The sequence below is a fragment of the Duganella sp. GW821-FHT01E12 genome (assembly GCF_059422325.1).
The window spans coordinates 755270-766532 of the sequence record NZ_JBWKWR010000003.1 but is presented as its reverse complement, the minus strand read 5'-3'; the positions used below and the strand labels follow the sequence as shown (position 1 = coordinate 766532).

Below are 11263 nucleotides of genomic sequence, written 5' to 3'. Positions count from 1 at the left end.
GAGCGGTAGTTCAGTTGGTTAGAATACCGGCCTGTCACGCCGGGGGTCGCGGGTTCGAGTCCCGTCCGCTCCGCCAAGAACAAGATACCCCGCAGCTATTATTAGCTGCGGGGTTTTTCTTTTTTCGGCCCATATTAATTCGAATATTTCCGCTTTAAATGTCGTGTTCGCGGACATTATCTCCTTTGGAAACATATATTTACCGGTGGCATCATGCGTGCGGGTTCGCCGCAGTCGCGCCACGGATTGCAACCCGTCGCCTGCCGGCGGGCGGCCCGGGCTGCTGCGTCGCACCAAGTCCAACCCGGCGTGGATTTTGTTGTCCGGCGGGGCGGCGTGACTGTTTTGCCAAGGATTTACTCTTGCTATAGAGGGGGGCTCTCTGTAAAATCCCGCAACCGGAATCTTGTATGTGCAAGTTCCACTCAATCCGAATTGGCAGACCATGTTTGAATTTATTCGTACCCATCAACGTTTGATGCAGATACTCCTGGCGATCATTATCGTCCCGTCGTTCGCCTTCGTTGGTATCGGCAGTTATAAGAGCTTCGGCGACGACGCCAATACGATCGCCAAAATCGACGGCAAACCGCTGACCCAGCAAGAGTTCGATAATGCCGTGCGCAACCAGCTCGACAGCTATCGCCAGCGCCTGGGCGCGCAGTTCGACCAGAAGATGTTCGACACCCCGGAATTCAAGCAAAACATCCTTGACCAGCTGATCGCCGAGCGCGCCGTGGCTGCCGAGGTGGGGCGTTCGCACCTGAGCGTCAGCGACGCCCAGCTGCAAAAAATCATCAAGGAACAGTTTGGCGGCGAGGGCGCGTTCGACATGGAGCGCTACAAGACCATCCTGGCCGCGCAAGGCATGACGCCGACCATGTATGACCAGCGCATCCGTCGCGACATGACCCTGCAGCAGCTGGGCAACGCCGTGCAGGCGACCGGTTTCGCACCGCGCGCCGTGGCCAAATCCTTGTCCGACATCGGCGCGCAGGAGCGTGAGGTGCAGGAACTGCTGCTGCCGGTCGCCGATTTCGTGCCGCAAGTGAAGATCACCGACGACATGGTCAAGGCTTACTACGACAAGAACGCCAAGTTCTTTGAAGTGCCGGAGCAGGCCAAGATCGAATACGTGGTCTTCAACAGCGACGCCGTCATGGGCCAGATCGCCGTGACCGACGCCGACGTGGCAGCCTACTATGCCGCCAACCAGCCGGCTTTCACGACGCCGGAAAGCCGCCGCGCCGCACACATCCAGGTCGCATTGAAGAAGGGCGCCAGCGCCGCTGAAGTGGCCGCCGCCAAGGCCAAGGCCGACGCCATCGTGGCCGAGCTGCGCAAGAATCCGGGCGATTTCGCCAAGGTCGCCAAGGCCAAGTCGGACGATCCGGTTTCGGGCGAGCAGGGCGGCGACCTGGGTATCGTCAGCAAAGGCTCGCTGCCGGCCGCATCGGTCGAAGCTGCTGTGATGAAACTGAAGCAGGGCGAGATCAGCGATCCCGTGCAGTCGGACTTCGGCTTCCACATCCTCACGGTGACCGAGCTGAAGCCAGCCGTCGTCAAGCCGCTGGACGTGGTCAAGACCGAAGTGGCCGAGGCGCTGAAAAAGCAGAAGGCGTCCAAGAAATACTCGGAAATGGCTGAAGCCTTCACCAACACCGTCTACGAGCAGTCGGACAGCCTGAAACCGGTCGCCGACAAGCTGGGCCTGAAGATCGAAACCGCCGCCAACGTTTCGCGCACGCCGTCGCCGATGGCCGGCCCGGCGCCGTACAACAACGCCAAGTTCCTGGCCGCGCTGTTCTCCAACGAGTCGATTAGCAGCAAGCGCAATACCGAAGCCGTCGAGACCGCCCCGAGCACCCTGGTGGCCGGCCGCATCGTCGAGTTCAAACCTGCGAGCAAGCGTCCGCTGGCTGAGGTCGACGCTGCCATCCGTCAGCGCGTGACGATGGAAGAGGCGGCCAAATTGGCTGCCAAGGCCGGCGCCGAGAAACTGGCTGCGTTCAAGAAATCGGGCGATGCGAGCGGATTCGGCGCTGCCAAGCTGGTGTCCCGTTCCAAGCCGGAAGGCGTGAACGGCCTGGCGATGCAGGAAGTCATGAAAGCCGACACCACCAAGCTGCCAGCCTACGTAGGCGTGGACGTGCCTGGCATGGGCTATGGCATCTACCGCATCGGCAAGGTGCAGCAGCCCGAAGTTCAGGATGAAGCCCGCCGCAAGTCGGAAGCCGAGCAGATCAACAACATTGTGGCCCAGCAAGAGATGTACGACTACATCGAATTGCTGAAGCAAAAGGCCAAGGTCAAGATCTTGAAGCCTGTCGTAAAAACCACAGTAGCAGAAGTGAAGTAAGTCGGTATTCCGGGAAGCGCGCGGCGCTTCCCGGCTCAGTAGTTCCCTGCCTCTACGGCGCGCCCGCGCCATCTCCCAGCAGTTTCCCTCGCCCAGTCCCTGCCTACACATTTGCTAGTTAGTTGTTCATTTTAAATAATTAATTGACATCTAAATTTGGCGGGTGTAACGTCAAATGGCGCGCTAGCTCATCAGGCGCATTCGGTTTCCACTCTCTTCCAGGGACAATTATGAAACTAAAATCGCTCTTAATCGGGACCGCGCTGGCGGCCGCCTCGATTACAAGCTACGCCGCCGGCGACAGCCAGAACGTCAATGTCGCGCTAAGCGGTACGCCAGCAACCGGCTACAGCACCCACTTCGGGTTGGACCATCTGGTAGTCGGTACCTTCACCGATGTCTTTACCTTCAGCCCGTCCGTGGGCCCCAGCCTGTTGAATGTCTGGGTGCAGACGATGAGCCTGGGCGTGAACCACGATATCGACTTTTACTCCGCTGACCTGAACGGCAATGCCTTGACGTTCACGCCGACCGGCGGTTTCGAAGCCGGCTGGCTCAATCCTACCTGGGTGACCGGCCCGCTGGTGCTGACGGTGAATGGCACGGCCAACAGCGTCTCGGCCAGCTACTCCGGCACGCTGAATGTCGATCCGGTGCCTGAACCTGAAACCTACATCATGATGCTGGGCGGCCTGGGCATCCTGTCCTACCTCGGGCGCCGCCGTAAAAAAAGCTGACAGCCCTGCAGCGCACACGCGCATCGTAACGTAATAAAGCCCCGACAGCCGGAAGCCGGCTCTCGGGGCTTGGCGTTTCCAGGTCGCGACTCAGGAAGGCAGGGCCATCAGCTTCAAAGCCGCCTGGTGGAAGGCCGCGTTATCGATATCCTCCAACTCCAGCGGCAAGGCCTGGCCGAACTTGACGAAGTTGCGGTCGATCGAGCGCAGGTAGGCCGGGTCGTAGTGATCGGCCAGCAGTTCTTCCACCAGGGCCGGCATCTCGCCGCCCACCGCCATGGCCTGCCAGCGGGTGATCTTTTCGCGGCCGTGCAGCGGCGTCAGAAATTCCAGCTGCTCGTTGAGCGAGGCAGGGCTGTCGGTGAAATGCGCGTAATCCTCCATCAGCAGGCGCACGCGGTTCGCGCGCGACAGCGTCAGGGCGATGCAGTCGGAGGCGCGCATGGCATCCATCAGGGCCGTCGGCACGCGCAGGTTGCCGACCTTTTTACTCTCCGATTCGACGAACACCGGCTGCGCGGGATCGAAGTGGCGCAGCGTATTCCAGATCGCGGTTTCAAACGCTTTCTGGCCGGGCTGCGGTTGGCTAGGCAGATTGCCCAGCACCGAGCCGCGATGCGCAGCCAGCTGTTCCAGGTCCAGCACCTGTGCGCCGTTCGCGTGGAGCACCTCCAGCAGGCGGCTCTTGCCGCTGCCCGTGGTGCCGCAGACGACTTTGAAGTTCAAGCCCGGCGGCTGTTCCAGCGCCGCGTTGACGTGGGCACGGAAGGCCTTGTAGCCGCCGTCCAATTGGGCCACCGGCCAGCCTATCTTGGCCAGGATGTGGGCCATCGAGCCACTGCGGTTGCCGCCGCGCCAGCAGTAGATCAAGGGCCGCCATCCGCGCGGCTTGTCCAGCCACAGCGCTTCGATATGAGCGGCGATATTCTTCGCCACCAGCGCGGCGCCAACCTTCTTGGCTTCGAACGAGTTGACTTGCTTGTACATCGTGCCGACCTGGATGCGCTGTGCGTCGTCCAGTACCGGCGCGTTGATGGCGCCGGGCAGGTGGTCGAGTGCGTATTCCGCGGGGCTGCGGACGTCGATGATGGTGTCGAACTTGTCCAGTTGCTGGAGCGCGTCGCCGAAGACTAGAATTTCTGGATACTTCATTTTGCCTTGATGCTTTTCTGTAGAACAGGCCAGATATTGGCCAGGATGGTCGGATGGGCTTCGGCCAGCGGATGCAGGCGATCCTGCTGGAACATCTGCGGTTTGTCGGCGATCCCGTCGAGCATGAACGGCACCAATGGCGCCTTGATCTCCTTGCTCAACGTCCCGTACATGGCGAAGAATTTGTCGGCGTAATCGCGCCCGTAGTTGGGCGGCATGCGCATGCCGATCAACATGACTTTGGCGTCGGCCTTGGCTGCGGCATCGGCCATCGCGCGCAGATTGGTCTGGGCGGCGGCCACCGGCAGGCCGCGCAGGCCGTCGTTGGCGCCCAGCTCGATCACCACCAGCGCCGGCTTATACTTCTCCAGCAGCGCCGGCAAGCGGGTGCGGCCGCCGCTGGTGGTCTCGCCGCTGACGCTGGCGTTGACCACGTTGGCGTCGATTTTCTGGTCCTTGAGCTTTTGCTCGGCCAGCGCGACCCAGCCGGCGCCGCGCGCCAGGCCGTATTCGGCGGACAAGCTGTCGCCGAGCACCAGCACGGTTTTTGGTGCAGAATAGGCGCTCGCAGCCGCCGATACCAGCAGCAGCGCGGCCAAAGCCTGTACACTCAGTTTTTTTGATAAACCATTTAACACGTTCAGCATGCCTGATTTCCCTAAAGCGTCTTCCAATTTCATGCCGGATGGACCGGGCTTGGCGTCCAGCGCCGCCGCCGCGCCGCTGGCCGGCGCGCAGCCGGCCATCGTCGTCACCGGCCTGGCCAAGCGCGTGGCCGACGCCAGCGGCGAGCTGACGATTTTGCACGAGGTGGATTTTACCGTGCAAAAAGCCGAGACGCTCGCCATTGTAGGCGCTTCCGGCTCGGGCAAGTCGACTTTGCTTGGCCTGCTGGCCGGGCTGGATACGCCCAGCGCCGGCCGCGTGATGCTCGACGGCGTCGATATCTACGCGCTGGACGAGGATGGCCGCGCCGCGCTGCGCAAGGAAAAGCTGGGCTTTGTGTTCCAGTCCTTCCAGCTGCTGGCGCATTTGACGGCGCTGGAAAACGTCATGCTGCCGCTGGAACTGCGCGGCGCCACGCATGCGCGCGAACGGGCGGAGATCATGCTGGAACGGGTGGGGCTGGCCACGCGCCTGAAGCACTATCCCAAGTACCTGTCCGGCGGCGAGCAGCAGCGCGTGGCGCTGGCGCGCGCCTTCGTCACGGAACCGCCGCTGCTGTTCGCCGACGAACCGACCGGCAGCCTGGACGCCGCCACCGGCGAAGCGGTCATCAAACTGATGTTCGACCTGAATCGCCAGCACGGCTCGACGCTGGTGCTGGTCACGCACGACCAGGCGATGGCGGCGCGCTGCGCCCGCACCATCACGATAGCTGCGGGGCGCTTGGTTTGAACGTTTGAACGGCTTCGCGCGCTCAGCGGCCGTGGTGCTGGACCATGCGGTTCAGCGCCACGCGGATCGCCGGTAGCAGTTCGCCGGCGGTCAGGCCGATAGGGCCGCATCCTTCGGTCACCAGTACGTCGGCCGCCATGCCATGCAGCCAGACGCCGGCCAGCGCGGCCTCCCACAGCGGCCAGCCTTGCGCCAGCAGGCTGCCGCACAAGCCCGACAACACGTCGCCGGTGCCGGCCGTGGCCAGCGCGGGATTGCCGGTGGTGTTGATGACGGCGTCCCCGTTCGGCGCGGCGATCACGGTGCCGGAACCTTTGAGCACGACATAGGCGTTCATGCTGGCCGCCAGCGTGCGGGCGGCGCCGATGCGGTCGGCCTGTACTTCGGCGATGGTGGAGCCCAGCAAGCGCGCGGCTTCCAGCGGATGCGGCGTCAATATGCAGGCGGCGGGCCGCTGTGCCAGCGCGGTGCGCAGCGCCGGATTGGCAGCGAGCAGATTGAGCGCGTCGGCGTCGGCCAGCAGCGCGCTGTCGCTGGCGATGGCGCGCGCCAGCAGTTCGGAGGCGTGGCGCGATGCGCCCAGGCCGGGGCCTACGACCAGCGTGGCCTCGCTCAGATCGAAATCGTCGGCGACGCGGCACATCAGCTCCGGCTGGCCGCTGTCGCAAGGCAGCGCATCTTCGACAAACAGCGCGTAGACCCGGCCCGCGCCGCTGTTGAGCGCAGCGCGCGCGGCCAACAGCGGCGCGCCGCTCATGCCGCGTGCGCCGCCGATCACCGCCACGCTGCCGTAGCTGCCCTTGTGCGTATTGTGGCGCCGCGTGCGAAGATGGCGCGAGAAGAACTTGACGTCGTTCAGATGCAGCCGCGCCGGCGCGAACAGGCTGATGTCGATGTCGAGGCGCGACACGTCCACCAATCCCGCATAATCGCGGCCGTCGCAGGTGTGCAGGCCCGGCTTGTTGCCGATGAAGGTGATGGTGTGGGTGGCGTGGATCGCCACGCCGTCCGGGCCGACGACCGCGCCGGTGTCGGCATCGAGGCCGCTCGGCAGGTCCAGCGCCAGCACCGAGCATTTGAGGCCGTTGACGGCTTCCGCCAAATCGCGCAGCGCCCCGGTCAGCGGGCGTTGCAGGCCGATGCCGAACAGGCCGTCCACCACAAGTGTCCATTCGGTGCCGGCCACCATCGCCAGATCGAGATCGGCGAAGCGGGCGTCGCTGGTCTGCGCGCGCCGCATCGCGGCTTCGCGTTCGGCCGACTGTGCCGATTGCGGCGCAAAATGCAGGATCGTCACCTGTGCGCCGGCGTAGGCCAGGTGGGCCGCCGTTTCCAGCGCGTCGCCGCCGTTGTTGCCGGGGCCGGCCAATATCAACACCTTGGCCTTGGAGGTGGAGAAGGGCAGCAGATCCAGCGCGGCGTTGGCGCCAGCCTGGCCGGCCCGCTGCATCAGCACACCGGCCGGCAGCGTGGCCGCGGCGGCTTGTTCGATGGCGCGTATCTCGGCGCTGGAATAGAGTGGATTCATGGTGTAATTTTAGCATCTAAATTATGTTGTAAGCCCGCTGTCCCGTGCGCGGCCGAGACACTACAATATACGCTTCAGTGATCGCAGCGAGGCTTGCATGGATTGGCAGTTCTGGATAGACCGGGGTGGAACGTTTACCGACATCGTGGCTCGTCCGCCCGATGGGCGGCTACGTACGCTCAAGCTGTTGTCGGAGAATCCAGAGCAGTACCCGGATGCGGCCATCGCCGGCATCCGCCAGTTGATGGGCGTCGCCAAGGGCAAGCAGATTCCGGTGGCGCAGATTGGCGCCGTCAAGATGGGTACCACCGTGGCCACCAACGCGCTGTTGGAGCGCAAGGGCGAGCCGACCGCGCTGGCCATCACGCGCGGCTTCCGCGATGCGCTGCGCATCGCTTACCAAAACCGCCCGCGCCTGTTCGACCGCCACATCCTGCTGCCCGAACTGCTATACAGCCATGTGATTGAAATCGATGAGCGCATGGGCGCGCACGGCGACACCGTGGCCGCGCTGGACATGGAAACGGCCCGCGCCGGCCTGGCGCAGGCCTACGACATGGGCCTGCGCTCGCTGGCCATCGTCTTCATGCACGGCTACCGCTATCACGCGCACGAGGTCAAGGTGGCGGAGATGGCGCGGTTAATGGGGTTCACGCAGGTCTCGGTCTCGCACGAAGTCAGCCCGATGATGAAGCTGGTCGCGCGCGGCGACACCACCGTGGTGGATGCCTATCTGTCGCCCATCCTGCGGCGCTATGTCGACCAGGTGGCGAAGGAGATGCCGGGTGTGAACCTGCAGTTCATGCAGTCCAGCGGCGGCCTGACCGACGCGCGCGCCTTCCAGGGCAAGGACAGCATCCTGAGCGGCCCGGCCGGCGGCATAGTCGGCATGGTCCGTGCCAGCAAGCTGGCCGGTTTCGACAAGGTGATCGGCTTCGACATGGGCGGCACTTCGACCGACGTCTCGCATTTCTCCGGCGAGTTCGAGCGCGTGTTCGAAACCCAGGTCGCCGGCGTGCGCATGCGCGCGCCGATGATGAGCATCCATACGGTGGCGGCGGGCGGTGGCTCCATCCTGCATTTCGACGGCAGCCGCTATCGCGTGGGGCCGGACAGCGCGGGCGCCAATCCGGGCCCGGCCAGCTATCGGCGCGGCGGCCCGCTGGCGGTCACCGACTGCAATGTCATGCTGGGCAAAATCCAGCCGAATCACTTCCCGCAGCTGTTCGGTGCGGAGGGCCGGCAGGCGCTCGACGCGCAGGCCGTGCGCGCGCAGTTCGCCGAACTGGCGGCGCGCATCCAGGCCGCCACCGGCAAGGAAACCTCGCCGGAGCAGGTGGCCGAAGGCTTTATCGAAATCGCGGTCGGCAATATGGCCAACGCGATCAAGCAGATTTCCGTGCAGCGCGGGCATGACGTGACCGAATATGCGCTCACCAGCTTTGGCGGCGCGGGCGGCCAGCATGCCTGCCTGGTGGCCGACGCGCTGGGCATGAAGACGGTGTTCGTCCATTCGCTGGCGGGCGTGATGTCGGCCTACGGCATGGGCCTGGCCGACCAGACCGCGATGCGCGAAGCCGCGGTGGAAAGGCGATTGGGCGAGGATGCACTGGAAGACCTGGAGGCGCGCCTGCACGCGCTGGGCCGCCACGCGCGCGCCGACTTGCATCACCAGGGCGTGGACGATCAGCGCATCGTGCTGATACGCCGCGTGCACCTGCGTTACGAAGGCACGGATTCGGCGCTGATCGTGTTGTTCGATACGGTCGACAGCATGAAGGCGCAGTTCGAGGCGGCCTACCGCAAGCGCTACTCCTTCCTGATGCCGTCCAAGGCGCTGATCGTGGAGGCGGTGTCGGTGGAGGCGATCGGCAAATCCGACGCGCCGTCCGAAACCGTGGAGCCGGCGCCGCGCCGCGTGTCCGGCCTGATGCCGCATGCGGTGGTGCCGATGTACACGGGCGGCAAATGGCGCCAGACCAATCTGTACCAGCGCGGTGCAACGCGTATCGGCGATATCGTCAAGGGGCCGGCCATCATCGCCGAGGCGAATGCGACCACCATCGTCGAAGCGGGCTGGCAGGCGGAGGTCACGTTGCACGACCATCTGGTGCTTAAGCGCGTCGTGGCGCTGCCGGAACGTCGCGCCATCGGCACCAGCGCCGATCCGGTGATGCTGGAAATCTTCAACAACCTGTTCATGTCGATCGCCGAGCAAATGGGGCTGCGCCTGCAGAACACCGCGTACTCGGTCAACATCAAGGAGCGGCTGGACTTCAGCTGCGCCATCTTCGACGCCGACGGCAACCTGATCGCCAACGCGCCGCACATGCCGGTGCACCTCGGTTCCATGGGCGAGAGCATCAAGACCGTGATGCGCGAGAACGCCGGCCGGATGCGCGCCGGCGATGTCTTCATGCTCAACGATCCGTACAACGGCGGCACCCATCTACCGGATGTGACGGTGATCTCGCCGGTGTTCGACGAGGCGGGCGCGGACATCCTGTTCTACGTCGGCTCGCGCGGCCACCATGCGGACATCGGCGGCACCACGCCGGGTTCTATGCCGCCGGATTCGCGCGTGATCGAGGAAGAGGGCGTGTTGATCAATAACTTCAAGCTGGTGGACGGCGCCGCCGGCGGCCAGCTGCGCGAGGCCGAGACGCGCGCCATGCTGGCAGGCGCGCGCTACCCCGCACGCAACCCCGATCAGAACATGGCGGACTTGCGGGCGCAAGTGGCCGCCAACCAGAAGGGCGTGGACGAGCTGCGCAAGATGGTGGCGCACTTCGGCCTGGACGTGGTGCAGGCCTACATGGGCCACGTGCAGGACAACGCCGAGGAATCGGTGCGGCGCGTGATCAGCGCGCTGAAGGACGGAAGCTACACGCTGCAGCTGGATAACGGCGCGCAGATACAGGTGGCGGTGCGGGTCGATCACGCCAGCCGTGGCGCGGAGATCGATTTCACCGGCACCTCGCCGCAGCTGGAGAATAACTTCAACGCGCCGTCGGCGGTGTGCATGGCGGCTGTGTTGTACGTGTTCCGCACGCTGGTGGACGACGAGATTCCGCTGAACGCCGGCTGTCTGAAACCGCTGAAGGTGCTGATACCGCAAGGCTCCATGCTCAATCCCCACTATCCGGCGTCGGTGGTGTCGGGGAACGTGGAGACCTCCACCTGCATCACCAATGCGCTGTACGGTGCGCTGGGCGTGATGGCGGCGGCCCAGGGCACGATGAACAACTTCACCTTCGGGAACGCGCAGTACCAGTACTACGAGACCATCAGCGGCGGTTCTGGCGCGGGGCCGGGCTTCGATGGCACCAGCGTCGTGCAGACCAATATGACCAACTCTCGCCTGACCGATCCGGAGATTCTGGAGTTCCGTTTCCCGGTGCGGCTGGAGAGCTATGCGATCCGCGAAGGTAGTGGCGGCGCGGGCCAGTGGCGTGGCGGGAACGGCGGCGTGCGCAAGGTGCGCTTCCTTGAGGCGATGACCGCCGCCATCCTGTCGAACAACCGCATCCAGGCGCCGTTCGGCATGGCCGGTGGTGAGCCAGGCGCATTGGGGCGCAACACCGTGGTGCGCGCCGATGGCCGTGTCGAGGAACTGGCCCATATCGGCAAGACCGGCATGCAGCCCGGCGACTTGTTCGTCATCGAAACCCCGGGCGGCGGTGGCTATGGCCCGAGCGAGGACCGCCAATGACGCAGCTGCAGGCAGGACGCTTTTTGCTGCGCTCCTTTATCGCGGCGGACGCGCCGGCGTTTGCGGCGGCCATTCGCGAGTCGATGTCCAGCGTCGGCAAATGGATGACGTGGGCGCACGCCGAGTACACGGAGGAGCAGGCGCTGTCGTGGTTCGAGTTTTGCGACGCCAGCCGCATCGACGGCAGCGCGCACGAATTCGGGATATTCCTGGGTGACGGCGCCACGCTGGTCGGTGGCGGCGGCTTGAACCAGCTGAACGCGCGCAACCGCCTCAAGCTGCGCGGCGAGCCGATGGCCGCCCATGTATTCTCGTTGATCCCGGATTAACGATCCATCATCCGATACCATCGGCATCAAAAAACGGTACCAGCGATT

The 11263-nt window shown here is 64.4% G+C and carries 8 protein-coding genes; 5 read left to right on the top strand and 3 right to left on the bottom strand.

Going from position 1 to position 11263, the window contains the following annotated elements:
• Positions 1–445 precede the first annotated feature (445 nt).
• Positions 446–2359, top strand: coding sequence for a SurA N-terminal domain-containing protein (locus AC07WS_RS13150; RefSeq protein ID WP_494729509.1), 1914 nt, complete (start codon positions 446–448; stop codon positions 2357–2359).
• A gap of 230 nt (positions 2360–2589) precedes the next feature.
• Positions 2590–3096 (top strand): FxDxF family PEP-CTERM protein, encoded by a 507-nt coding sequence (locus AC07WS_RS13145; protein WP_494729508.1) that lies wholly within the window; start codon positions 2590–2592, stop codon positions 3094–3096.
• A 90-nt stretch (positions 3097–3186) separates the two neighbouring features.
• On the opposite strand, the gene mnmH is transcribed toward AC07WS_RS13145, so the two are convergent.
• Positions 3187–4248 carry a tRNA 2-selenouridine(34) synthase MnmH gene (gene mnmH, locus AC07WS_RS13140; RefSeq protein WP_494729507.1) on the bottom strand — a complete coding sequence of 354 codons (1062 nt, stop codon included), beginning with the start codon at positions 4246–4248 and terminating at the stop codon, positions 3187–3189.
• Positions 4245–4895 (bottom strand): arylesterase, encoded by a 651-nt coding sequence (locus tag AC07WS_RS13135; protein ID WP_494729506.1) that lies wholly within the window; start codon positions 4893–4895, stop codon positions 4245–4247. The genes mnmH and AC07WS_RS13135 overlap by 4 nt, the downstream gene beginning before the upstream one ends.
• 31 nt (positions 4896–4926) lie before the next feature.
• On the opposite strand from AC07WS_RS13135, the gene AC07WS_RS13130 reads away from it, so the two are divergent.
• The gene (locus AC07WS_RS13130) at positions 4927–5646 is read left to right on the top strand and encodes an ABC transporter ATP-binding protein (protein WP_494729521.1); all 720 of its coding nucleotides are present in this window, start codon (positions 4927–4929) and stop codon (positions 5644–5646) included.
• A 22-nt stretch (positions 5647–5668) separates the two neighbouring features.
• On the opposite strand, the gene AC07WS_RS13125 is transcribed toward AC07WS_RS13130, so the two are convergent.
• Entirely contained in the window at positions 5669–7174 is a 1506-nt protein-coding gene (locus tag AC07WS_RS13125; RefSeq protein ID WP_494729505.1) for an NAD(P)H-hydrate dehydratase, read from the bottom strand.
• A 97-nt stretch (positions 7175–7271) separates the two neighbouring features.
• Here AC07WS_RS13125 and AC07WS_RS13120 point away from each other — a divergent pair, with 97 nt between their 5' ends.
• Positions 7272–10886 (top strand): hydantoinase B/oxoprolinase family protein, encoded by a 3615-nt coding sequence (locus AC07WS_RS13120; protein ID WP_494729504.1) that lies wholly within the window; start codon positions 7272–7274, stop codon positions 10884–10886.
• Complete coding sequence (locus tag AC07WS_RS13115) at positions 10883–11215, top strand: GNAT family N-acetyltransferase (protein ID WP_494729503.1); 333 nt, start codon at positions 10883–10885, stop codon at positions 11213–11215. Before AC07WS_RS13120 ends, AC07WS_RS13115 begins: the two co-directional genes overlap by 4 nt.
• Positions 11216–11263: the final 48 nt, after the last annotated feature.